20 protein-coding genes are annotated in these 24,733 nt (G+C 57.1%); 16 read left to right on the top strand and 4 right to left on the bottom strand.

All coding sequences use genetic code 11. From position 1 onward, the window contains the following. The first annotated feature begins 9 nt into the window (after positions 1–9). The 11 genes from CNE01S_RS04660 (at position 10) to CNE01S_RS04610 (ending at position 11,214) form a co-directional block, all read left to right on the top strand. On the top strand, positions 10–549 hold the full coding sequence (locus tag CNE01S_RS04660) for a helix-turn-helix domain-containing protein (protein ID WP_061273856.1): 540 nt from the start codon (positions 10–12) through the stop codon (positions 547–549). A gap of 71 nt (positions 550–620) precedes the next feature. Then, positions 621–2,585: a peptidase U32 family protein gene (locus tag CNE01S_RS04655; RefSeq protein ID WP_061273854.1), complete on the top strand. Its 1,965-nt coding sequence runs from the start codon at positions 621–623 to the stop codon at positions 2,583–2,585. A 369-nt stretch (positions 2,586–2,954) separates the two neighbouring features. Next, positions 2,955–4,094: a UDP-4-amino-4-deoxy-L-arabinose aminotransferase gene (arnB, locus tag CNE01S_RS04650; RefSeq protein ID WP_061273852.1), complete on the top strand. Its 1,140-nt coding sequence runs from the start codon at positions 2,955–2,957 to the stop codon at positions 4,092–4,094. 1 nt (position 4,095) lies between these two features. After that, entirely contained in the window at positions 4,096–5,076 is a 981-nt protein-coding gene (gene arnC, locus CNE01S_RS04645; protein ID WP_061273850.1) for an undecaprenyl-phosphate 4-deoxy-4-formamido-L-arabinose transferase, read from the top strand. After that, positions 5,076–7,058 (top strand): bifunctional UDP-4-amino-4-deoxy-L-arabinose formyltransferase/UDP-glucuronic acid oxidase ArnA, encoded by a 1,983-nt coding sequence (gene arnA, locus CNE01S_RS04640; RefSeq protein ID WP_061273848.1) that lies wholly within the window; start codon positions 5,076–5,078, stop codon positions 7,056–7,058. The genes arnC and arnA overlap by 1 nt, the downstream gene beginning before the upstream one ends. After that, on the top strand, positions 7,055–7,951 hold the full coding sequence (gene arnD, locus CNE01S_RS04635) for a 4-deoxy-4-formamido-L-arabinose-phosphoundecaprenol deformylase (protein WP_061273846.1): 897 nt from the start codon (positions 7,055–7,057) through the stop codon (positions 7,949–7,951). The genes arnA and arnD overlap by 4 nt, the downstream gene beginning before the upstream one ends. Positions 7,952–7,955: 4 nt before the next feature. Then, positions 7,956–9,617, top strand: a complete 1,662-nt coding sequence (gene arnT / locus CNE01S_RS04630; protein WP_061273844.1) for a lipid IV(A) 4-amino-4-deoxy-L-arabinosyltransferase — start codon at positions 7,956–7,958, stop codon at positions 9,615–9,617. Further along, on the top strand, positions 9,614–9,937 hold the full coding sequence (gene arnE / locus CNE01S_RS04625) for a 4-amino-4-deoxy-L-arabinose-phosphoundecaprenol flippase subunit ArnE (RefSeq protein WP_061273842.1): 324 nt from the start codon (positions 9,614–9,616) through the stop codon (positions 9,935–9,937). Before arnT ends, arnE begins: the two co-directional genes overlap by 4 nt. Continuing rightward, positions 9,937–10,332, top strand: a complete 396-nt coding sequence (arnF, locus tag CNE01S_RS04620; RefSeq protein ID WP_072279097.1) for a 4-amino-4-deoxy-L-arabinose-phosphoundecaprenol flippase subunit ArnF — start codon at positions 9,937–9,939, stop codon at positions 10,330–10,332. The genes arnE and arnF overlap by 1 nt, the downstream gene beginning before the upstream one ends. A gap of 55 nt (positions 10,333–10,387) precedes the next feature. Continuing rightward, positions 10,388–10,972: a flavin reductase family protein gene (locus CNE01S_RS04615; RefSeq protein ID WP_061273840.1), complete on the top strand. Its 585-nt coding sequence runs from the start codon at positions 10,388–10,390 to the stop codon at positions 10,970–10,972. Beyond that, positions 10,972–11,214, top strand: a complete 243-nt coding sequence (locus CNE01S_RS04610; protein ID WP_061273838.1) for a DUF2164 domain-containing protein — start codon at positions 10,972–10,974, stop codon at positions 11,212–11,214. The genes CNE01S_RS04615 and CNE01S_RS04610 overlap by 1 nt, the downstream gene beginning before the upstream one ends. Here the strand turns inward: CNE01S_RS04610 and CNE01S_RS04605 are convergent. Beyond that, on the bottom strand, positions 11,204–14,491 hold the full coding sequence (locus tag CNE01S_RS04605) for a transporter substrate-binding domain-containing protein (RefSeq protein ID WP_061273836.1): 3,288 nt from the start codon (positions 14,489–14,491) through the stop codon (positions 11,204–11,206). The two genes, CNE01S_RS04610 and CNE01S_RS04605, sit on opposite strands and share 11 nt — an antisense overlap. Positions 14,492–14,495: 4 nt before the next feature. Further along, positions 14,496–15,119 carry a response regulator gene (locus CNE01S_RS04600; RefSeq protein ID WP_061273834.1) on the bottom strand — a complete coding sequence of 208 codons (624 nt, stop codon included), beginning with the start codon at positions 15,117–15,119 and terminating at the stop codon, positions 14,496–14,498. 532 nt (positions 15,120–15,651) lie between these two features. Here CNE01S_RS04600 and CNE01S_RS04595 point away from each other — a divergent pair. The 5 genes from CNE01S_RS04595 (at position 15,652) to CNE01S_RS04575 (ending at position 21,576) form a co-directional block, all read left to right on the top strand. Then, positions 15,652–16,179 carry a fimbrial protein gene (locus CNE01S_RS04595; protein WP_061273832.1) on the top strand — a complete coding sequence of 176 codons (528 nt, stop codon included), beginning with the start codon at positions 15,652–15,654 and terminating at the stop codon, positions 16,177–16,179. A 69-nt stretch (positions 16,180–16,248) separates the two neighbouring features. Then, on the top strand, positions 16,249–16,932 hold the full coding sequence (locus CNE01S_RS04590) for a fimbrial biogenesis chaperone (RefSeq protein ID WP_061273830.1): 684 nt from the start codon (positions 16,249–16,251) through the stop codon (positions 16,930–16,932). 26 nt (positions 16,933–16,958) lie between these two features. Continuing rightward, positions 16,959–19,493, top strand: a complete 2,535-nt coding sequence (locus tag CNE01S_RS04585) for a fimbria/pilus outer membrane usher protein (protein WP_061273828.1) — start codon at positions 16,959–16,961, stop codon at positions 19,491–19,493. 38 nt (positions 19,494–19,531) lie between these two features. Continuing rightward, positions 19,532–20,545, top strand: a complete 1,014-nt coding sequence (locus CNE01S_RS04580) for a fimbrial protein (protein ID WP_245874261.1) — start codon at positions 19,532–19,534, stop codon at positions 20,543–20,545. A gap of 14 nt (positions 20,546–20,559) precedes the next feature. Beyond that, complete coding sequence (locus CNE01S_RS04575; protein WP_061273824.1) at positions 20,560–21,576, top strand: fimbrial protein; 1,017 nt, start codon at positions 20,560–20,562, stop codon at positions 21,574–21,576. 7 nt (positions 21,577–21,583) lie between these two features. Here the strand turns inward: CNE01S_RS04575 and CNE01S_RS04570 are convergent, their stop codons facing one another. After that, on the bottom strand, positions 21,584–22,210 hold the full coding sequence (locus tag CNE01S_RS04570; RefSeq protein WP_061273822.1) for a response regulator transcription factor: 627 nt from the start codon (positions 22,208–22,210) through the stop codon (positions 21,584–21,586). 33 nt (positions 22,211–22,243) lie between these two features. Beyond that, positions 22,244–24,724, bottom strand: a complete 2,481-nt coding sequence (locus CNE01S_RS04565; RefSeq protein WP_061273820.1) for an ATP-binding protein — start codon at positions 24,722–24,724, stop codon at positions 22,244–22,246. Between the last annotated feature and the right edge of the window lie 9 nt (positions 24,725–24,733).

The following is a 24,733-nucleotide window of genomic DNA, read 5'->3' as shown; positions in this document are numbered from 1 at the left end:
AGGAAGAGAATGGATATAGCGCAACATCTGGCGAACACCCTGAAAAGCCTGCGCCAGGCCCGAGGCTGGAGCCTGACATTTGCGGCGGAGCAGACCGGCGTGTCGAAGGCCATGCTGGGGCAAATTGAACGCAACGAGTCCAGCCCCACTGTGGCGACCTTGTGGAAAATTGCCACCGGTTTTAACGTGCCGTTTTCGGTGTTCCTCGAAGCCGGTTCCGCGCCCATTCGCCCGGTTTTTGACCCGCAGCACAGGGAAATGGTGGTAGTGCCGCTTTTTCCTTACGATCCACAGCTGCGTTTTGACCATTTTTCTATTCGCCTTGCCCCCGGCGCGCTCAGCGAGTCGTCGGCGCACGACAGCGGCGTTATCGAACATGTGGTGGTGATAAGCGGCGTGCTGGACATGAACATTGACGGAGTCTGGCAGACGCTGCAGGCAGGAAATGGCTTAAAGTTCCACGGCGATCGCCCCCACGCCTACCGCAATTCAGGTGGCGATGAGACGCATTTTCACTCGCTGATTCACTATCCGCCGACGACGGCATAATCCCTCTATTTTTGCGCGGGGGAAGTGACTACAATAGCCGCCTTTCGCCATTACAGAACACGACAAATTTTATGCGCCTGCACGCAAATCAACTTGAATTACTCAGCCCTGCCCGTGATACCGCCATCGCCCGCGAAGCCATTCTTCATGGCGCGGATGCGGTTTACATCGGCGGGCCTGGCTTTGGCGCTCGCCATAACGCCGGCAACAGCCTGCAAGACCTGGCCGAACTGGTGCCGTTTGCCCACCGCTACGGGGCGAAAATTTTTGTTACCCTGAACACCATTCTGCACGACGACGAACTGGAGCCCGCGCGCTCAATGATCGTCGACCTGTATGAAGCCGGGGTGGATGCGCTGATCGTGCAGGATATGGGCGTGCTGGAAATGGATCTGCCGCCGATTGAGCTGCACGCCAGTACCCAGTGCGACATTCGCAGCGTGGAAAAAGCGAAGTTTCTGTCCGATGCAGGTTTCTCGCAAATCGTGCTGGCGCGCGAGCTGAACCTGCAGCAAATTGCCGCCATTCATCAGAATGTTGACGCGACGATTGAATTCTTTATTCACGGCGCGCTGTGCGTGGCCTATTCCGGGCAGTGCAACATTTCCCACGCGCAGACCGGCCGCAGCGCCAACCGTGGCGACTGCTCGCAGGCCTGCCGCCTGCCGTACACCCTGAAAGACGACCAGGGCCGCGTCGTGGCTTATGAGAAACACCTGCTGTCGATGAAAGACAACGACCAGAGCGCCAACCTGGCGGCGCTGGTGGACGCGGGCGTGCGCTCCTTCAAAATTGAAGGGCGTTACAAAGACATGAGTTACGTGAAAAACATCACCGCGTACTACCGTCAGCTGCTGGACGAGCTGATGGAAGGGCGCAGCGATCTGACCCGCGCCTCTGCAGGCTCCACCTCGCACTACTTTATTCCGTCCCCGGACAAAACGTTCCACCGCGGCAGCACCGACTACTTTGTTAACGAGCGTAAAATCGACATCGGCGCTTTTGACTCACCGAAATTCGTGGGCCTGCCGGTGGGTGAAGTGCTGAAAGTGAGCAAAGACCATCTGGACGTTACTACCACCGACACGTTGACTAACGGCGATGGCCTGAATGTGCTGATCAAGCGTGAAATCGTCGGCTTCCGCGCCAATACGGTGGAAAAAACCGGGAAAAATCAGTATCGCGTCTGGCCAAACGAAATGCCGGAAACGCTGAAAAAGGTGCGTCCAAACCATCCCCTTAACCGTAACCTGGACCACAACTGGCAGCAGGCGCTGCTGAAAACCTCCAGCGAGCGCCGCGTGGCGGTGGATATCGAGCTGACCGGCAGCCAGAACCAACTCGTGATGAAAGCGACCAGCGAAGAGGGCGTCAGCGTCAGTAAAACGCTTGAAGGCCAGTTTGATGTCGCCAATAACCCGCAGAAAGCCTTCGATAGCCTGCGTGACGGCCTGACCAAGCTGGGCCAGACCATGTACACCGCGCGGAAAGTGAACATCTTGCTGGAAGAGGCGCTGTTTGTGCCTAACGCCCAGCTTAACCAGCTGCGCCGTGACGCCATAGACGCGCTGACAGAAGCGCGCCTGCAAAACTACCAGCGCGGAACCCGTAAAGCCGTCAGCGTGCCGCCGCCGGTCTACCCGGACAGCCATTTAAGCTTCCTGGCGAACGTTTACAACCATAAGGCGCGTGAGTTTTATCACCGCTACGGCGTGCAGCTGATTGATGCCGCCTATGAAGCACATGAAGAGAAGGGCGAAGTGCCGGTGATGATCACCAAACACTGCCTGCGCTTTGCGTTCAACCTTTGTCCGAAACAGGCGAAGGGGAACATTAAGAGCTGGAAAGCGACCCCGATGCAGCTGGTTCACGGCGACGAAGTGCTGACGCTGAAATTTGACTGCCGCCCGTGCGAAATGCACGTCATTGGCAAAATGAAAAACCACATTTTGAAGATGCCGCTGCCGGGGAGCGTGGTAGCGTCCATCAGTCCGGATGATTTGATGAAAACGCTGCCGGGCAAAGCGAAGCGTTAATTTCGCTGCTTATTATTTAAAACCGTCTATTTCAGACGGTTTTTTTTTAATCAGTCGTAAGGGGGTAATTATTATTTGTCACACACGGAATTATTCCGCTATTAAACAAAAACAGATTAAGCGTGACATTCAGGTGACAAAATTTGTCCTTCTCAGACACTTTTTCAGCAAGCAATGCTTAACTTCACGATTTTTCGTTATATCTCACTTTCTTAATACTGTTCTAAGATTTCTTTGTTAAATTCTTTTCATTGATAAGTTGTTTAGCTAAACAGGCCGTACTTCTTGAATGTTGTACTTTTATTTAATTAGTCTGATTCATTATCCCGTCAGCTTTGGCGTTTAGCGATTTAATAAGGAATCCACGTAATGAGTGATTTTCTGCCTTTTTCACGTCCAGCTTTAGGTGCGGAAGAAATTGCAGCGGTAACGGAAGTCATGCAATCCGGCTGGATCACCACCGGTCCGAAAAACCAGGCGCTTGAGAAGGCATTTTGCGACTTAACCGGCAATAAACATGCGATTGCGGTAAGTTCAGCAACGGGTGGGATGCACGTTACCCTGATGGCGCTTGGGCTGCAGGCGGGTGACGAGGTGATTACACCCTCACTGACGTGGGTTTCCACGCTCAACATGATTGTGCTGCTTGGCGCCGAGCCGGTGATGATTGACGTCGATCGCGATACGCTGATGGTCACGCCAGAAGCCATTGAAGCGGCCATTACCCCACGCACAAAAGCCATTATCCCCGTGCATTACGCCGGCGCCCCTGCTGACATCGACGCTATCCGCGCCATCGGTGAACGCCACGGCATTCCGGTGATTGAAGATGCAGCCCATGCGGCCGGCACCGAATACAAAGGCCAGCACGTCGGTTCTAAAGGCACGGCTATCTTCTCTTTCCACGCGATCAAGAACATGACCTGCGCCGAAGGCGGCCTGATCGTCACCGACGACGACCAGTTTGCTAACCGCATTCGCAGCCTGAAGTTCCACGGCCTGGGCGTAGATGCCTTTGACCGTCAGACGCACGGCCGCGCGCCGCAGGCCGAAGTTATCTCTCCAGGGTTCAAATACAACCTTGCGGACATTAACGCGGCGATCGCGCTGGTACAGCTGGGCAAGCTGGAGCAAATCAACGTCCGTCGTCAGGAAATCGCCGAACGCTACCTCAAAGAGCTGGCCGACACGCCATTCCTGCCGCTTGCCGCTCCGACCTGGCAGCACCGCCATGCCTGGCATCTGTTTATCATTCGCGTGGATGAAGCCACCTGCGGTATTTCTCGCAGCGGCCTGATGGAAGCGCTTAAAGAGCGTGGCATCGGCACCGGCCTGCATTTCCGCGCGGCCCACACCCAGAAATATTACCGTGAACGCTATCCGCAGCTTCAGCTGCCGAACAGCGACTGGAACAGCGAGCGCATTTGCTCGATTCCGCTGTTCCCAACCATGACCGACGATGACACTTCCCGAGTCATTACCGCCTTACGTGAAATAGCAGGACTCTAAGATGACGACCCCGGAAACCATCAAAAAAGTATCCGTTGTGATCCCGGTGTACAACGAACAGGACAGCCTGCCTGAGCTGCTTCGTCGTACCACGGAAGCTTGCCAAAAGCTGAACCGTGATTACGAAATTCTTCTCATTGATGATGGCAGCAGCGACGACTCTGCCGCCATGCTGACCCGCGCGGCAGAAGCCCCGGACAGCCACATTGTCGCGGTGCTGCTGAACCGTAACTATGGCCAGCACTCGGCCATTATGGCGGGCTTTAGCCACGTCACCGGCGACCTTATCGTCACCCTCGATGCCGACCTGCAAAACCCGCCGGAAGAGATCCCGCGCCTGGTTGAAAAGGCCGATGAAGGGTACGACGTGGTGGGCACCGTGCGCCAGAACCGCCAGGACAGCTGGTTCCGCAAACGCGCGTCAAAAATGATTAACCACCTGATCCAGCGCACCACCGGTAAAGCGATGGGCGACTACGGCTGTATGCTGCGCGCCTACCGCCGCCATATCATCGACGCGATGCTGCACTGCCACGAACGCAGCACCTTTATTCCGATTCTGGCAAACACCTTTGCCCGTCGTGCCATTGAAATCCCGGTGCAGCACGATGAGCGCCAGTTTGGCGACTCGAAGTACAGCTTCATGCGCCTTATCAACCTGATGTATGACCTGATCACCTGCCTGACCACTACGCCGCTACGTTTGCTCAGCGTTGTCGGCAGCATTATCGCACTTTCCGGCTTTGCGCTCGCGGTACTGCTGGTGGTGTTACGTCTTGCTCTTGGCCCGCAGTGGGCGGCAGACGGGGTGTTTATGCTCTTCGCCGTACTGTTCACCTTTATCGGTGCCCAGTTTATCGGGATGGGGCTGCTGGGTGAGTACATTGGCCGTATCTACAACGACGTGCGTGCTCGCCCTCGTTACTTTATTCAACGCGTAGTTAGCAGTGAAACCGCTTTATCTTCAGAGGAAAATCAATAATGAAAGCAGTTGTTTTCGCCTATCACGATATGGGCTGTGTGGGTGTTCGTGCCCTGGTTGAAGCAGGCTATGACATTGCAGCAATTTATACTCACCCGGATAACGCCGCTGAGAATAACTTCTTCGGCTCTGTGGCCCGCACGGCGGCAGAATTCGGGATTCCAGTTTTTGCTCCTGAAGATGTGAACCACCCGCTGTGGGTTGACCGCATTAAAGACGCGCAGCCTGAAGTCATTTTCTCCTTCTACTACCGCAACCTGCTGAGCGAAGAGATTTTAGACTGCGCTTCCGTTGGGGCATTTAACCTCCACGGTTCACTGCTGCCTAAATTCCGTGGCCGTGCGCCGCTGAACTGGGTGCTGGTTAAAGGTGAAACCGAAACCGGCGTTACCCTGCATCGCATGGTGAAACGCGCAGACGCGGGCGACATCGTGGCTCAGGAACGCGTGGCAATTGCTGCAGAAGATACCGCGCTGACCCTGCACCACAAACTGTGCGAAACCGCGAAATCCCTGCTGGCGAAAAGCCTGCCGGTGATCAAAACCGGTCACTTCCCGCAAACCGCTCAGGACGAAGCCAAAGCGACCTATTTCGGCGGCCGTTCACCTAAAGATGGTGCGATCAGCTGGGAAGGCTCTGCGGCAGAAGCCAACGACCTGGTCCGTGCGGTAACCGAACCGTGGCCAGGTGCGTTTAGCTACGTGGGCGGCGGCAAATTCATTATCTGGAAAAGCCGCGTGCTGGAAAGCAACAACGGCGCGAAAGCCGGGACAGTTATCTCCGTAAACCCGCTGGTGATTGCCTGCGGCACCGGGGCTCTGGAAGTCGTGACCGGCCAGGCTGAAAACGGCGTATACATGCAGGGCTCCCAGCTTGCACAGTCCCTGGGCCTGGTCAGCGGCGCTATCCTGAGCAGCAAGCCGGTTTCTGCTATCAAGCGTCGTACTCGCGTGCTGATCCTCGGCGTGAACGGCTTTATCGGTAACCACCTGACCGAACGCCTGCTGCGTGATGACAACTTCGAAATCTTCGGCCTGGACATCGGTTCCGACGCTATCACTCGCTTCATCGGCAACGAGCGTTTCCACTTTGTGGAAGGCGACATCAGCATTCACTCCGAGTGGATCGAATACCACATTAAGAAGTGTGATGTTGTTCTGCCGCTGGTGGCAATCGCGACGCCAATCGAATACACCCGTAACCCGCTGCGCGTGTTCGAGCTCGACTTCGAAGAGAACCTGAAGATCATCCGCGACTGCGTGAAGTACAAAAAACGCATTATCTTCCCGTCTACCTCCGAAGTGTACGGCATGTGTACCGACGCCTCGTTTGACGAAGATAACTCCCCGCTGATCGTTGGCCCAATCAACAAACAGCGTTGGATTTACTCCGTGTCCAAGCAGCTGCTTGACCGCGTTATCTGGGCATACGGCGAAAAAGAAGGGCTGCGCTTCACGCTGTTCCGTCCGTTTAACTGGATGGGCCCGCGTCTGGATAACCTGAACGCCGCGCGTATCGGTAGCTCCCGTGCCATTACCCAGCTGATCCTCAACCTGGTTGAAGGTTCTCCGATCAAGCTCATCGACGGCGGCAAGCAGAAGCGCTGCTTCACCGACATCGGCGACGGCATCGAAGCGCTGTTCCGCATTATTGAAAACAAAAACAATAACTGCGACGGACAGATCATCAACATCGGTAACCCGGACAACGAAGCGAGCATCAAACAGCTGGCAGAAATGCTGCTGGAAAGCTTCGAACGTCATCCGCTGCGTAGCCAGTTCCCACCGTTTGCTGGTTTCCGTGAAGTGGAAAGCAGCGCCTACTACGGCAAAGGCTACCAGGACGTTGAGCACCGTAAGCCAAGCATCCGCAACGCCCAGCGTCTGCTGGAGTGGACGCCTGAAGTGCACATGGAGAAAACCATCGACGAAACGCTGGACTTCTTCCTGAAAACCGTAGAGCTGACGGATCCTGCTTCATGAGAAAAGTCGGCCTGCGTATTGATGTCGACACCTGGCGAGGCACCCGTGAAGGGGTGCCAAACCTTCTGGAGACGCTGAGTTTACACTCGACTCAGGCAACCTTTTTCTTCAGCGTTGGGCCAGACAATATGGGGCGCCACTTGTGGCGCCTGATCAAGCCTAAATTCCTGTGGAAGATGCTGCGTTCCAACGCGGCATCGCTGTATGGCTGGGACATTCTGCTGGCGGGCACCGCCTGGCCGGGGCGCGTGATTGGCGCAGGCAACGCAGAGGTTATCGCGGCGGCGGCGGACCACCATGAGGTGGGCCTTCACGCCTGGGATCACCATGCCTGGCAGGCCTGGGCGGGCGTCTGGGAGCAGGACAAGCTCAAACAGCAAATTCGCCTTGGGTTGGATGCGCTGCAGAATATTGTGGGGCAACCCGTAAGCTGTTCGGCAGTGGCGGGCTGGCGTGCAGACCAGCGCGTGGTTAAAGCGAAAGCCGCTTTCCCGTTCCACTACAACAGCGACTGCCGTGGTACCACGCCGTTTATCCCTGTGCTGTCTAACGGCAGCGAGGCTGCGGTGCAAATCCCCGTCACGCTGCCTACGTGGGACGAGGTCATTGGTACCGAAGTCAGTAAAGAGAACTTTAACCGCTTTATCCTGGACAAAATTCACCAGGACGGCGGCACACCGGTTTACACCATCCATGCCGAAGTTGAAGGGATGGTGATGCGAGATTCCTTTAGTGAATTGCTGGCGATGGCCGCTGCCGAGGGGGTTCAGTTCTGCCCGCTGAGCGAGCTTCTGCCGGACGATTTATCCACGCTGCCGAGAGGCAAAATTGTGCGCGGGACAATCCCAGGCCGCGAAGGCTGGCTGGGTTGCCAACAACTTATAGAGTCGTGAACCGATGAAATCTGCAAAATATGGAATGACCCTTCTGGTCTGTTTTGCCTTGCTTTACCTTGTACCGCTGGAGTTTCGTCACCTGTGGCAGCCGGATGAGACGCGCTATGCTGAAATCAGCCGCGAAATGCTACTGTCTGGTAACTGGATCGTTCCTCATTTCCTTGACCTGCGCTATTTCGAAAAGCCGGTGGCGGGGTACTGGATCAATAACATCAGCCAGTTCATCTTTGGTCATAACAATTTTGCCGTGCGTTTTGGTTCCGTATTTTCGGTAACCCTGAGCGCGTTGTTGACTTACTGGCTGGCGTTCCGCCTGTGGCGCGATAAAACGATCGCGGTGCTGGCCGGGGTTATCTTCCTTACCTGCCTGCTGGTCTATGGCATTGGTACTTATTCCGTTCTCGATCCGATGATCACCCTGTGGCTGACGGCGGCGATGTGCAGCTTCTGGCTGGCCAGTACCGCGCAAACCACCGGCGGCAAAATCGGCGGCTACCTGCTGCTGGGCCTCGCCTGCGGCATGGGCGTGATGACCAAAGGGTTCCTGGCGCTTGCGGTGCCGGTGATTGGCGTGCTGCCGTGGGTGATTGCACAGAAACGTTGGAAAGAAGTCCTTCTGTTCGGGCCCCTGGCGGTGTTAAGCGCCGTACTAATTACCCTGCCGTGGGCGATTGCGATAGCGAAAGCCGAGCCTGACTTCTGGCACTACTTCTTCTGGGTGGAGCATATTCAGCGCTTCGCGGAGAAAGACGCGCAGCATAAAGCCCCGTTCTGGTACTACATTCCGTTCCTGATTGCGGGTTCTCTGCCGTGGCTGGCGCTGCTGCCTGGGGCGCTGAAAAGCGGCTGGAAAAACCGGGGCGAGCAGGGCGGTGCGTTCTATCTGCTGGGCTGGGTTGTGATGCCGCTGGTGTTCTTCAGCATCGCGAAAGGCAAACTGCCGACCTATATTCTGCCGTGCTTTGCGCCGCTGGCGATCCTGATGGCGCGCCACGCGGTTGAACTGGCGAAAAGTGGTTCCGCTGTTTTGCGTGCAAACGGCTGGATTAACCTGCTGTTTGGGTCGGTCTGCGTGATTATCGTGGCCTTCTTCCTTGCACCGTGGGGGCTGGCAAGACATCCGGTGTATGCCGCCAACGAAACGCTGAAAGTGGTGCTGGCGTGCGTGGCCTTTGCTGTCTGGGGGCTGTTCGGTCTTGTGACCCTGAGCCAGACCGCGAAACGCTGGTACTGGGCGGCGCTGTGCCCGCTGGGTCTGGCGCTGTTGGTGGGCGTGGTTATTCCTTCGAAAGTGGAAAACTCCAAGCAGCCGCAGGCTTTTATCCATGAAATGCGCCCGCAGCTGGAAGACAGTCGTTATATCTTCACCAACAACGTGGGCATTGCCGCCGGGGTTGCGTGGGAGCTGAAGCGCAGTGATATCAATCTTTATAATCAGGCGGGCGAGCTGCGCTACGGCCTTGATTATCCGGATGTGTCTAACCGCTATGTTAGCGGCGCCGACTTTGAATCCTGGCTGGCGGAACACCGCAAGCAGGGCAAAGTGTCGCTGATGCTGCTGGTATCGAACAATAGCGATCTTAATGACCTGAAGCTGCCGGAGCCGGACCATCGGGCCAACAGCGGGCGTTTCGTTCTGTTTGAGTACGACGCACAGCCATGAACATTGCGCTGATCGTTCTGGCCAGTTTGCTTAGCTGCGGCGGGCAGCTGTGCCAGAAGCAGGCGGCTCAGGGGGCGGGGCGCCGCCACCTGATGCTGTGGCTTGGGCTGAGCGTGATGTTTTTGGGGCTGGGAATGCTCGTCTGGCTGCTGGTGCTCCAGCACGTCGAGGTGAGTATTGCTTACCCTATGCTGAGTCTGAACTTTATCTTTGTCACTCTTGCCGCGCGCTGGATCTGGAAAGAGAGAATTTCGGCGCACCACTGGCTGGGCGTGTTACTGATCATGCTGGGGATTATCGCGCTGGGAGGGCACGCCTGATGGGCTATATCTGGGCGTTAATGAGCGTGCTGCTGGTAAGCGGGGCGCAGCTCAGCATGAAATGGGCGATGATTCAGTTCCCGCCTGCTTCGCTCAGCCTCGAATTTGCTATGTCGGTGCTGTTTGGCGGCTACGGCCTGCTGGCGCTGATGTGCGGGCTGGCGGCCTATGCGTTCTCCATGGGCTGTTGGTATATGGCGCTGAAGCGTATTCCGCTCAGCAAGGCTTACCCACTTTTAAGCCTGAGTTACGTGCTGGTGTGGTTTGCGGCCATTAATCTGCCGTGGCTCAATGAAGAATTTAGCCCGGAAAAGCTTATCGGCGTAGCGGCGATTTTCGTCGGCCTGGTGCTGATTTGCCTGCCCCACAAGCGAAGCCACAAAAAGGAAAAGTAATGCGCTAATTGTTCAGGCAAACTGACGGCTACCTGATGACAACCGGATATGAAGTATGGACCCACATATCATTGAAGTGCCGTTAGAAAAGTCATACCGCCTGATCAATCACGGCCCAACCGTGCTGGTGTCTGCCCACCATAATGGCGTGGACGATGTGATGACCGCCGCCTGGTCTTGTGCGCTGGACTTTACTCCCTCAAAACTGATGGTGGTGCTGGATAAAATCACCGTCACCCGTGCGCTTATCGAAGAGAGCGGCACCTTTGTGATTCAGGTGCCCTGCGCCGCCCAGCTCAACATGACCCATTTTCTGGGTACTCACAGCCTGAAAGAGATGCCCGACAAGCTCGAGCAATCCGGCGTGGAGCTGTTCCGCGCGCCGGGGCACAGCGTGCCGCTTGTTGCAGGCTGCACGGCCTGGATGGTCTGCAAACTTATCCCTGAACCTCATAACCACCAGGCGCACGATCTTTTCATCGGCGAAATTATCGGTGCCTGGGCTGACAGCCGGGTATTCCAGAACGGCCACTGGTCGTTTGAAACCTCACCGCCGGAATACCGCAGCCTGCACTACATTGCCGGCGGCCAGTTCTACGCCATCGGCGAGTCGCTGGTGGTGCCGGGCGTGGAGGCGTAATGAAAAAGATTGAATTACCCGCCGAGGACTACCGCAAGCTGAGCGACTTCATCACCGACTGGTTGGAAGACAAACACGACCTGCAGATAGGCCAATTCGAGGCTGAGTTTTTCCTCGATGAGCTGGTGAAAAAAATGGCGCCAGCCCTCTACAATAAAGGGCTGGACGATGCTCTCGCGGTGGCGCAAAGCAACATGCTGACGCTGGAAGAGCTACTCGATTTAGAGAAAGTTATCGACTAAATTCCTCGTCGTTTAACCAGGCATGTATCGCCTGGTTAAACTCACCCACGGTGCTGGAACACTTCAGCCACAAATCCTCGATTTCGACCTCATCGACCACGGCTTCACGGCAGGCCGTCTCCAGATTACGACAGGCGTTTTCGGCTCGTTCCGCCCCGCATATCTGTACCGCCCCGGAGATGCGATGCGCGCAGGACGCAAGTTCAGGCCAGTCCTGCAGGCTAAACAAGTCCTCTGCCAGCCGTAAATCCTCTTCATTGCTTTGCAGCGTCAGCCTGAGCAGCTCGCCGAGCATACTACGGTCATGGCTACTCATCGTTTTAAGTTTCTCAATGTTCACCAGCTTATCAAGACCCGCAGGCTCCGCCAGGGCTGCCTGTTTGTGCTTCATCACGCCGTTCAGGATGGCTTCCAGTTGCGGAAGCTGGAGTGGTTTGAACAAACAGTCGTCCATGCCAGCCATTCTGCAGCGGGTGCGTTCTTCCGGCCAGGCATTGGCCGTCAGCCCGAGAATCACCACCGGCTCGACCTGATGCTGGCGAATAAGCCGCGTCAGCGCCGGGCCGTCCATCCCCGGCATGCTGCAGTCAGTAATTACCACATCGAAAGCATTATCGTGCCACAGCGCCCAGGCTTCCTCGCCGTCGTGGGCTTCCGTCACCTTGTGGCCAAGGTGAACCAGCTGGCTACGCAGCAACAGCCGGTTGGCAGGGTGATCGTCCACCGCCAGAATGCTCAGAGGATAATGCTGTACCGCCTGCGTCTGGTTTTTCTGAATCACCTGCTCCGGCCGATGCTGGCTTTGCGCCACCGGCACGGTAAAGCTGACTTCCGTGCCGTGGCCCGGTAGGCTTTTCATCATAATGTTGCCCCCCATCATCTCGACAAGCTGGGCACAAATAGCCAGCCCAAGCCCTGAGCCGCTTTGCCCTCGGCCATTTTTTGCCTGCACCCACGGGGAGAAAATATCTTCCTGCTCTTCGGCGGTAATGCCCTTGCCGGTATCCACGACGCTTATCCTCAGCAGCACGCTATCGGCAGGGTGGCTCTCCAGGGCGGTGATATCCACGTTGACACAGCCCCGGTCGGTGAACTTGATGGCGTTGCTCACCAGGTTCGAGAGTACCTGGCGAAAACGCAGCGGGTCGATATAGACCTGATAAGGCAAAGGTGGCGAGAGAATGCAGCGCAGGCGCAGGCTTTTTTGCCGGGCCAGGCCTTCAAAAACGCGGACTACGGGCGGCAGCAGATCGGTGGTTCTTACCCACTCGGGCGCAAGCTCCAGACGGCCGGACTCAATTCTCGCCATATCCAGAATGTCGCCGATAAGCCCCATCAAAGTACGGGCGGACTCCCAGGCGACACGAATCGGATCTTCTTCTTCCGGCAGGCTGTCATTGGCTTTTACGGACAGCTCAAGCAGGCCAATAATGGCGCTTACCGGCGTGCGAATTTCATGGCTCATCGTCGCCAGAAAAGTGCTTTTAGCCCGGTTCGCCTGTTCGGCACGCTCGCGCTCCTCCGACAGCGCGTGGGTCAGGGTTTCATTGTATTCCAGCTGTGCCTGAAGCTTTTGCTGCGCCAGCAGGCGGGCTCTGACTTCCTTATGCAGGTAATAGACCCAAATCAGCGACGTGAAGATCAAAATTCCGGCCACGCTAAATACCAGCCAAAACTGGGTTTTATACAGTTCCCAGGTATCCAGCCGCACGTCGGGGCGGGTTTGCCATTTATTGATGATGCTGTTGATATCCGCCGGGGAAATGTTCTCCAGCGACTTATTCAGAATGCTGAGCAGTTCAGGCTGATCGCGGGAGACGGCAAACGAGATCCCGGCAGTCTGACCGCCCACGCGGCCGCCAATCTTCAGGCGGTCGCGAAAATAGCGGTCAATCATATAGCTGGCACCAAACAGGGAGTGAATGGCGATATCGGCTTTGCCGTCGTTGACCATTTGCATGGCGATGCTGGCGTTGGCGGTTTCAATAATACGCGCGCCGGGATTAAGCTGCCGCAGCTCCGGGAGCAGGCTATTTTTACTGACGATGGCAACGCGGGTGCCGGTGGGGAGCGGGGTGGCGTAGTTCTTGTCTTTGGCCTGAACCATCACGAAGGGCGAGGTGAAATAAGCCCGCGAAAATAACAGGTTCTGATTTCGCTCCTCGCTATGGCTAACCGCGCCGATGAACATGGCTTTTTTATCGGCAATTTGCCGCTCCATCGCGCTGACGGAGTCCGCCGGGGCCGGCTCGAAATGCAGGCCGGTACGCAGCCGAATCAGCCGCAAAATATCGTCGGTGACGCCATAAAAATTGCCGTTGGCATCGATCATGGTGAAGGGCGCATAAAAAGCGTTGACCGACACTTTCACCGTGGGGTGCCTCGCCAGCCATTTTTTTTCTGCCCCGGAGAACTCAACCTGCTTACTGACGCGCCAGAGGTTAGCCCGCTCGCTCCACTGCTGGAGAATAACCTGGTGCTGAATGCGTGGGATGGCGTCGAGCGCGCGATTAACCGCCCGCATCAGCGGCAAATCTTCGCTACGCAGCACAAAATGACTGCCGGTTTCCCGCTCAGGGTAGACCCGCTGAAAGGCGAGAAAATGCGAATAGTTGCGCTCCAGCAGGTAGGACGTGGTCACCAGGTTGCCGATGTAAAAGTCATTTTCTTCGAAGGCTACCGAGGCCATGGCCTGCTCGTCGGTAGCGAAATGGCGGAGGGTGACGCCGGGGAAATTCTGCTCTATCCAGCTGTCGTCCACGTACCAGCGGGCGATGGCCAGCCGCATACCGGGCCGGTAGCGAAAGGGAGCTCCGTGATTATTTTTTCTGTGCACCAGCACCGGATGGTCGCTAATAAAATTGTTGGAGGGGACGAGCCTGGCGTGCTGCGGCAGTACCTTGCCTGAAGGATCGGCGACCATATCCACTTTGTGCTGAGCCAGCGCGCCCAGCGCAGCGTCCCGGTCGGCAAACATTTGGACGTTAACGCGTAGCCCCAGATACTGCGCTATCAGATGGATGTAGTCGGCAATCATCCCCTCGTAGCGGCCGTTGCCGGTATAGAGGTAAAGCGGGGGGATTTCAGGCTGCCAGACGGCAACATGCAGCTCGCGTTTATTGCCTAACCAGCGCCAGTCTTTGTCATCGAGGGTGAAGGCTTTAGGCTGATAGCTTTCCCTGCTCAGAATATGCAGCCGCTCCGGCTCTGCCGCACGTTCTGCATACGCCGGGGAAAAGAGAATCAGGCCCAGAAGCAGCATTAACAGGTTGTACATCGGCTTAGTCCAGGCTGTGGCGGCGCGCAAAATCAATCAACTCCATAGTGTTGCTGACCTGAAGCTTGGTCATCAAACGAGTTTTATAGGTGCTGACCGTCTTGTTGCTGATGTGCATTTTTTCGGAGATATCCATGACCTTGACGCCCCGACTCAGGTAGCGCAGCACCTGTAACTCGCGGTTTGACAGCCGCTTGACGGCCTCAACTTCACCGGCGGGTCTGGCGTTTTTGGTGCTGGTCTGGCGCCGCAGCGGAAAATAGCCATAGCCACGCTCGACCGCACGGACCGCATCCTGTAATTCATCCAGGTTATTGCCTTTACCGACAAAGCCGTCCGCACCGCTGTTCATGCAGCGGCTTAAATAATGCTCGTCGTCACGCCCGGTTAGTACTAATAAACGACCAGCGAAGTCATGGCTTCTTAATTTCTCTATTAATTCCACACCGCTCAGGCCCGGAATATCTAAATCCACCACGACAATCTCTGGCATTAATTTTTGGATTAGTTTAAAAGCTTCGGAGCCGTCGCCGGATTCAGCCAGAACGTGATGGCCATCTTTTTCAAGCAGCATGCGAATAGCCAGCCGCGCCATCGGATGGTCGTCAATTATCAACAGGGTTGCCATTATTTTCTCTCGATTTTGTTTTCTCTATAAAGGCTGACATAAAACAGGCGTTTATATCAATACAAAAATAATACGCGCGGGACTTTTTCGTTTTCTCTTTTTGTTTATAACATGCTGATTTTAATGGTGTTAAATGGTTTATTGTGGTTTTGTAGTCCTGGGATGACAGGCATTGATGACTATGACGACAACGGTCTGACGCCATTCTGAATGTTTATTTCTTTAGCCAGCGTATAGTGAGTTCCACAAGGCGGGGATATACCGGAGAGTATATTCACCAAGAGCTGCAAAGGATATACGTTGGTTCATATAAAGTGAGTATTAGTTAATCTCTCGTGTGCTAATGCGGAGTTTATAAATATTTACGGCGTGACCCGCCTTGCTAACTTAATACAGGAATGACCGATAACTCACTGCCTTTTCTTTATCGAAAAGTTTTGAATGCGCATCTTTCATAAACCCATGCGGTTATGCAGGAAGGTTAATACGGTGTCCGGCGTTGAACTTCATTTATTCACAGGAATTACATTTTATGAAAAAGCAATTACACGCTCTGGCATTACTTTCCGTTATCAGCGGGGCGGCAGTTTCAACGGCTAACGCGGCCGACGGCACCATTCAGTTTAACGGCGAAATCATCGATGCGGCCTGCACCGTTTCCCCTGCCAGCGCCAGCCAGACCGTTACGCTGGGGCAGGTAAGCGATAACGCGTTCGCGGCACAGGGCGACACCGCGGGTGCAACGGCCTTCCAGATTGATCTGACCAGCTGCCCGGCAACCGTGACCAGCGCTACCGTGAAATTCGACGGGACCGCATACCAGGGCGACAACTCTGCGCTGGAACTGACCCAAGGGGCTGGCGTGGCAACCGGCGTAGGCATTCAGATCCGCAACGCGGACAACTCCGTCCTGCCGCTGTTCACGCCTTCTCAGAGCATCACTCTGAGCCAGGCCGGCACCAACACGCTGAAATTTAACGCAGCCTATGTGGCTAAAGCGGCAACCGTGACCGCCGGTCCGGCCAACGCCACCGCTACCTTCAGCGTGGTTTACAACTGATTGCCTGACGCAATCACTCCAGCCGGCCTGCGGGTCGGCTTTTTTTCCCCTCTCTCTGGAGTCTCTATTGTGAAGACAAAACTCTCTTCTCTGCTGTTAGCAGGTTTACTCGCAGGAAGCGGTATTGCTCACGCTGGCGTTGTCGTGGGCGGCACGCGAGTTATTTACGACGGTGAGAAAAAAGAAGCGGCAATCGGCCTCGAGAATCCCGACGCCTCGCCGTACCTGATTCAGTCGTGGGTGGAGAACGAAGCGGGCAACAGCGATAAACGCAGCTTTATCGTCACACCACCGCTGTTCCGCCTCGACGCTAAACAAAAAAACACGCTGCGTATTATGCAGACCGGGGCCGGTTTGCCGACGGATCGCGAAACGCTGTTCTGGCTGAATATTAAATCGATTCCCGCGACCGACGCCTCGGTGCAGGACAACACCTTGCAGCTGGCGATCAACACCCGCATCAAGCTGATTTATCGCCCGGCGGCGCTGAAAGGCGAGACGCCGGAAAACGCCAGTAGCCAGCTCAAATGGGCACGCCAGGGCCAGGCTCTGTCGGTCACCAACCCAACGCCTTATTACATCAATTTCCAGTCGGTCAGCCTCGGCGGCCGCCCGCTTGATAAAGCCGCTTATGTGGCACCGCGCTCCTCGGCCCGGATTGAACTGCCTGCAGACGTACGCGGCGGCCAGGTCGAATGGAAGGTCATTAGCGACTACGGCGCCGTTGGCGCAGCGCACAAAGCCTCTCTCTAAAGAATTGAATTCGCTGGAATAAAATTATGCCCTTTTTTGCTTGCTCCGGAAAAACGCGGCCAACCTGTCTGGCCACCACTATCGCACTGCTGCTGACTTCGCTGTCGGTTGAGGCAAAGGATTACTTTAATCCTGCTCTGCTCCAGCACACGGGTGACGCCGGCACCGCGCCCGATCTCTCGGCGTTTGAAAACGGCGGTCAGCTTCCGGGCAGCTACCCGGTGGACATCTACCTCAACGGCGAGCAGGTGGACAGCAGGGCGGTGACATTTTTCCAGACCGAGGATAAAGGGCTGCAGCCGTGCCTGACCGTGGCCGAGCTGGAGCAGTACGGCGTACGGGTGGATTTATATCCCGATCTGCAAACGCCTGGTGAGAACTGCGCTTCACTGGCCGCAATCCCTGAAGGGAATGCTGAGTTTGTTTTCAGCGCCCAGCGCCTCGACCTCTCTATTCCTCAGGCCGCGGTTAGCCCGCGCATTCGCGGCTATGTGCCTCCTTCCCAGTGGGATGAGGGCATCAACGCCGCGCTGCTGAACTACAGCTTTAACGGCATGAGCGATCTGGAAGGTCAGCACGGCGGGGCAGGCAGCAGCCAGTATCTGAACTTGCGGCCGGGCGTTAACCTCGGTGCATGGCGGCTGCGAAACTACTCCACGTGGTCGCGCAGCAGCGGCGAAGGGGATAAATGGAGCACCGTTTACAGTTATGCCCAGCGCAGTATTGCGTCGCTCAAAAGCCAGCTTACGCTGGGTGAAAGCCTTGCTCCCTCTGACGTGTTCGACAGCGTGCCGTTCCGTGGCGCGCAGCTGGCCTCCGACGACGAAATGCTGCCGGAAAGCCAGCGCGGCTACGCGCCTGTGGTACGCGGTATTGCCCGTAGCAACAGCGCTCAGGTGATCGTTCGCCAGAATGGCTATGTGATTTACCAGACCACGGTGCCCGCAGGCCCGTTCGAAATCACCGACATGTTCCCGACCGGAGGCAGCGGCGACCTGTACGTGACGGTAAAAGAAGCCGACGGCAGCGAGCAGAGCATGGTGGTGCCATTTGCCTCCCTGCCGGTGTTACAGCGAGAAGGAAGGCTGCGCTTCAGCCTGACCGGCGGCGAATACCGCGCCTATGACAGCAGTGTCGAAAAGACTCCGTTCAGTCAGGGCACCGCCATCTACGGCGTTGGAAAAGGCATGACCGTTTACGGCGGCGCTCAACTGGCGGAGCATTATCGCTCGTTCGCCGCGGGCGTCGGGCAGAACCTCGGCACGCTTGGCGCGGTATCGGCTGACGTGACCCAGTCCTGGGGCCAGCCGAAGGAGCAGGAGGCCAGCCAGGGGCAGTCGTGGCGGGTGCGCTACAGCAAAAGCCTCGCCGAGACGGGCACGCACGTCGCCATCGCCGGCTATCGCTACTCAACCGAAGGCTTTACCTCGCTGTCGGACGTGCTGGAAACCTACCGTGATAATGCCTATGCCCTGAGAAACGACAGGAAGCGAAACCGCGCGGAGCTGACGTTGAGTCAGGATCTCGGCGGCGATCGCGGCTATTTGTCCGTCGGGGCTATCAGCGAAGACTACTGGAACGGCGCCCGGAAAACGTCTTCGTGGAACGTGGGCTACAACAACAGCTGGAACGGCATCAGCTATAGCCTGAACTATGCCCTGAACCGCAACACATCCCAGGCGGGGGCGGCGACGGAGTACGGCAAAACCTACGAACGCGACCAGGTCGTGTCGTTGAATATCAGCCTGCCGCTGGGCCGCTGGCTGAGCAACAGCTACGCCAGCTACGGCGTCAGCAGCAGCCAGTCGCGCGGCACGGTGAATACCGTTGGCCTGAACGGCACCGCGCTGGAAGGCAAAAACCTCAACTGGAACGTGACCCAGGGGTACGCCTCGCGTGAGCGTGAAAACTCCGGCTACACCAGCCTCAACTATCGCGGCACCTACGGCGAAGTGAACGGGGGCTACAGCTACGCCAGCGGGCAGCGCAACCTGAACTATGGCGTGCAGGGGTCGATTGTGGCCCACGCGGACGGCATCACCGCCGGGCAGCAGCTTGGTGAGACGTTTGGCCTGGTGAAAGTGCCTGGTGCCTCCGGTGTGGCGGTAAATAACCAGACCGGCGTTAAAACCGACTATCGCGGCTACGCGCTGGTGCCGAACTTAATGCCGTACCGCCATAACGACGTCACGCTGAGCACCGAAAGCCTGAAAGAAAATGTCGACCTCGAGCAAACCAGCCGCACCGTGGTACCCACGCGCGGGGCCGTAGTGCGCGCCGATTACCGCGCCCAGGTCGGCCTACGCGTGCTGATGACCCTGATTCGCCCGAACGGCAAAGCCGTGCCGTTTGGTGCCACGGTTGCCAATGAAGCCGACCGCAGCGGCGGCAGCGGTATCGTCGGGGACGGCGGCCAGGTTTATCTCGCCGGTTTACAGCCTAAAGGCACGCTGCTGGTGCAGTGGGGCAAAGGTGCGGATCTCCAGTGCCGGGTGAGTTACAGCCTGAACCATGACGAGACGACGGCGGCAATTTCCTCCTTTGACGCACAGTGTCGCTAAGCGCGGCTTCGGAAAAAGAGATGACGATGAACAACGTAATGAAAAAAATATTCCGCCCACGCGTGATGACCTGTGCCCTGCTGCTAGTGGCCTCAAAAGGCGCGCTGGCCACCTGCTCGTTTATGGACAGTCGCTTCGGGCCAGATGACTCAGTCGCCCTGAGCTTTGGCACCGTGGTCGTGCAGCGCGATACCCCGGTAGGCACGGTGGTTGCCAGACTCGGCGACTCCACGCTCGGTGGACGTAATAATTTCCTGCAGTGCAACGCCAGCGGCTTTACCACGCAATGGGCAGTAGGCCCAGGTTTTGCACCTGTCGTTTACGGTGGACAAACGCTGTACCAGTCCGGCGTGCCGGGCCTGGCGTTTCGCATTGTGACATCGGGAGCAGGATCAACCTCCGGCCGCTACGGTACCGGTCCGTTGCCACGTCAAATCACCAATATGGCGTGTAATACCGGAACAGGGTGGTGGCGGCTGTGCGGCGGCACATGGGGCGGCATGAGCCTTCAACTGGTCAAAATTGCCCCGACAACAGGTTCCGGGCCGATGACCGGCGGTTCTATTGTTCAGGCGCTGGTGGTGGGGGATACCAACATTATTGACTACACCATTGGCAGCGGCGTGGTGCAGACGGTCGCCTGCTCGGTCACCAACAGCAATATCAGCGTCACGATGGGCAAAGCGAAAAATACCGATTTCGGCAGTCCCGGCAGCACCAGCGGCGACGCTGATTTTTCCATAGACCTGAACTGCGACGCCTCGACCAAAATTAATCTCACCCTTGCACCGGGCAGTTCGGGCGCGGCAGATGCGGCGAAGGGCATTCTCAATATCGACAACGCGGGGGCGGGGCAAACCGCCAGCGGCGTTGGCGTGCAGGTGATGTATAACAACGCGCCTCTGGCCTTGAACAGCAGAATTGCGGTGGCCACTACAGCGGCAGACGGCGCTTACGCCATCCCGCTCAAGGCGCGTTATTATCAGACGCAGCCAGCGGTGACGCCCGGTACGGCCAATGCCAACGCCACGTTTACCCTGACATACCAGTAGGGCAGGTCGCGAACATGACGACATTATTCAGCAAAGTTATCTGGGGCGTCGCGCTGCTGCTCGGGGCAGCTAAAAGCGCCCAGGCAAGCTGCACGTTTATGGACAGCCGCTTTAACGCCAACGATTCGGTGACGCTGGATCTCGGGCATATAGTCGTGCAGCGAGATGCCCCTGTGGGCACGGTGGTAGCCACGTTCAATGACTCCCGTTTGGGCAGCCGCAACAGCTTTGTTCAGTGCGATAGCTCGGGCTTTGTCACCCGCTGGGCTCAGGGTAGCGGAGGCTTTCTGCCGGTCAGCTATAACGGACAAACGCTGTATCAGTCGGGCGTGCCGGGCCTGGCGTTTCGGGTGGTCACCAGCGGCGCAGGCTCAACTGCCGGGCGTTACGGCACCGGACCTTTGCCCCGGCAGATTGCTAACACCGCCTGTACCTGGTCTGCCGACTGGTGGCGGCTGTGCGGCGGCACCTGGGGTAACTACAGGTTACAGCTGGTGAAAATCGCCCCGGTGACCGGCTCCGGCCCGATAACAATGGGTTCCATTACTCAGGCTCAGGTGGTGGGCGAAACCAACGTTATGGACTACGCCATCGGCAGCGGCAGCGTGCAAACCGTCGCCTGCTCGGTCCTGAATAGCGCAATAACGGTGCGGATGGGCAAGGCGAAAAACACCGATTTCTCCGGCCCAGGCAGCACCAGCGGCGATGCGGATTTCGCCATTAAGCTGAACTGTGACGCCGAAACGAAGATCAGGCTAACGCTTGCGCCCGGCAGCGGCGGAGCGCTGGACAGCAGCAGGGGCATTCTTAATCTGGACGCAGCTCAGGCAGGGCAGACGGCAACCGGCGTGGGGATTCAGGTGCTGTATAACAACGCGCCGCTTGAGCTGGGCACCATGATGAGCATCGCTACCACCACCGCAGATGGCGCTTATGAGATTCCGCTGGCAGCGCGTTATTACCAGACTCAGGCTAACGTCACGCCCGGCAGGGCCGACGCTAACGCCACCTTCACGATGACCTATCAGTAAGCCGGGCTCAGGCGAGGTTATTGCGCTTGGCGAACTCGATCATCTCCAGCGTTTTGCTGAACCCGAGCTTGGCCATGATGCGGCGTTTATAGGTGCTGATGGATTTATTGCTGACGTGCAGCTGCGCGGCGATATCAATCAGCATCTCGCCGCGGGAGATTAGGCCCAGCACCTCAAGTTCGCGGTTGGACAGCGTGCCAAGCAATTCGCTTTCAGACTGTACGCCGGCCGAGACATTCACCGCCTGCGGTCTCTGGGGGAAGAACTCATAGCCGCTAAGAATGGCCTTGAAGGCGTCTACCAGCTGATCAAGATGGTTATTTTTACTGATAAATCCGTTGGCTCCCGCCCGGCGGGCGCGGTCCACAAAGTGGCTGTCGTTATAGCCGGTGAGCACTAATATGCCGCCGCTAAAGCCTTGCTGGCGCAGACGCTTAATCACCTCCAGGCCGTTAGGCGGTGGAATTTCAATGTCGATAACCACCAGCGCCACCTCCGCGTTGTCGCGCAGGGCGTTAATCGCGTCACGCCCGTTGTCGCTGACTCCCGCCACTTCGTAGCCGTTATTTTCCGCAACGACTCTGACCGCAAGCTGGGAAACAGGGTGGTCGTCAACGATATAAATTTTACTCATAAAAGGGCGGCCCGAAGGTTAGGTTTCAACTGGTTAAGGCAGTATAGCAACGTGACGAAGCGCATTCTCCAGCTCTTTTACCCGCCGTTCGCAGTCTGTCGCTAAAGTGTGAACTGCCACGCCGTCCTGCGCCGCTGCCGCAGCTTCAATTTGCCCGCAAACTGCAGACAGTTCGGGGGCATCGGCCAGCCTTGCGCTGCCGGCAAGGCGATGAGCGCTGCTTTTGATGAGCCCGAAATCTCCGCCGGTGATGCCGTTTTTTAGCGCGGCCATATCCAGCTGGTTTTGCTCAATCACGGTCTTAACTAATGCGCGGAAGGCCTCAGGCTGAGACTCTGCCAGCCTGCTGAGCGAAAGCAGCGGGCGCGATGCAGGTTCAGCGGCGTGCTCCGTGGGGTTATCGATACGAACCAGTAACGTTTCCAGCTCTACTGGCTTAAACAGGCAGTCCGTCATCCCGGCCCGTATCGCCCGGTCGCGCACATGCTGCTCCGCCATCGCGGTCAGGCCAAACATCGGCTGAGGGTTTCTTCCGGTCAGCCTTTCTTTCTCACGCAGCTGCCTTACCAGTTCAAAGCCGCTTAAGTCCGGCATATTGCAGTCGGTAATGACGACGTCAAACGGCGGGTTTTCTTTTTCCCACAGCCGCAGCGCCTGTGCGCCGTTTTCTGCCGCCACGCTGCTATGTCCCGCAAATTCCAGCTGTTGTACCAACAGCAAGCGGTTTGCCGGATGGTCGTCCACCACTAAAATTTTGCGCGAGCCCCGCTGGCCAACCGCCGTAGAGGCGTTGACCTGTGGAGGAGGAGCTACCGGCGCGGAGAACCGGAAGATAAAAGTTGTGCCTTCGCCAGGCGAACTTTCAACCTCAAGGCTACCGTGCAACAGGGCCGCCAGCTGGCGGCAAATACTCAGCCCCAGGCCGCTGCCGTGGTGCTCTCTTTGCGCGGCATCCAGCTGTACAAACGGTTCAAAAATCGCGTTTTGCTGCTCCTCGCTCATCCCCACGCCGGTATCACAGACCTCCAGCACGTAATCGCCTGTTTCAGCAGCTCGTTTTTTGGCCTGGTAGATAATAATTTCCACTTCACCCTGGGCAGTAAATTTGATGGCGTTGCTCACCAGGTTAGAGACTATTTGTTTGAGCATCACCGGGTCGAACAGGATCCGGTCGTCCTGCACCTCGACGCTGGCACTTAGCGCAAGGTGCTTTTCCTCCGCGCTGTAGCGGAACAGGGTGCTAACGCTGTTGATCATCTCTCGCAGAGAAAGCGGTACGCTGCGCACGGTAAAGGTGCCGGACTCGATTTTTGCCATATCGAGAATATCTCCAACCAGCATCAATAATGACTTTGAGGATTCGTAGGCGACGGCAATGTTATTTCGCCGCTGTTCGGGCGTGCTGCGCCCGGCGTTCTCCAGCTCCAGCAGGCCAATCAGGGCGTTCATCGGGGTGCGTATTTCATGGCTCATTTGCGCCAGAAACTGGCTTTTTGACTCGCTGGCTTTTTGCAGCCGCGCCTGCGAAGCCTGAAGCTCCTTTTGCAGCGCCTGCTGGGTTGCCAGCGTGCGCCTCAGCAGGCGGTTGCGCCAGAAATAGAACACCAGCAACATCGCCGCCAGGCTGACGATAACAATCGCGCTCATAATCCCGGTGCGGTAATGCCCCCAAACTTCGAAGCGCTCCAGGGCGTAGCGCATCTGCCAGCCGTTGAGCTGCTCCTCCATTTCGTGGGGCGGGAGCCGCTCCAGGGCCTTATCGATGATCGACAGCAGCGGGCGATTTTGCTCGCCGGAAGCCATCGCCAGCCGCAGCGGGGGAACGGGCACCGTCATGGCGATGCGGAAACGATCCTCAAGATAGCTTTTTAGCACGAAGCTGGCGGCGGTTTGCGGCACGATGGCACCGTCCAGATTGTGAACGAACAGCGCCAGCGCGGTCTCCAGTGAAAAGTCCTGCTCAACAAACTCGACCTGCGGAAACTGCCTGCGCAGCTCCGGCAGATAATAGCTGCCGGTAAAGACCGCCACCTTTTTGCCCTTCATGTCGGCAAGGGTGGTGACGACGGGAAACTTCTTGCGCGTGACCAGCACCCAGTCGGTCACCTGTATTGGGCGGGTATAGATCAGCCCGGCGTCTGGCCCCGTGGCGGAAGCATCCGCTGCGGCAATGAGCGAGTCGGGGGCTTTTTTGAGCTGCTCGCGCATCTCAACCAGGTTATTGAAGGGATGCCAGGTAAACCGCAGCCCGGTTTGCCGGCCAATGCTGTTCAGCAGCGCCACGGCATAGCCACTTTGCTCGCCTTCCTGGTTAATAAAGGTCAGCGGGATATGGGTGTTAACCACCAGCACCGGCACAACGGGATGAGCCGCAACCCAGTCACGCTCTTGCTGAGTCAGCCCCAGAGTGTCGGCCAGAGATAACGTTGCAGAGGAGGCTGGCTGGGCCTGCAGCAAAGCGGTGAGGCTGAGCAGAAAAATGCTCGCCAGGCGTAGGGCGGTAGTCAGCCGCATCGTGGCGTT

The organism is Cedecea neteri NBRC 105707 = ATCC 33855, from assembly GCF_001571265.1.
Taxonomy (GTDB): Bacteria; Pseudomonadota; Gammaproteobacteria; order Enterobacterales; family Enterobacteriaceae; genus Cedecea; species Cedecea neteri.
Note: the sequence above shows the minus strand (reverse complement) of the source record. Positions and strands in the feature narration are given on the sequence as shown.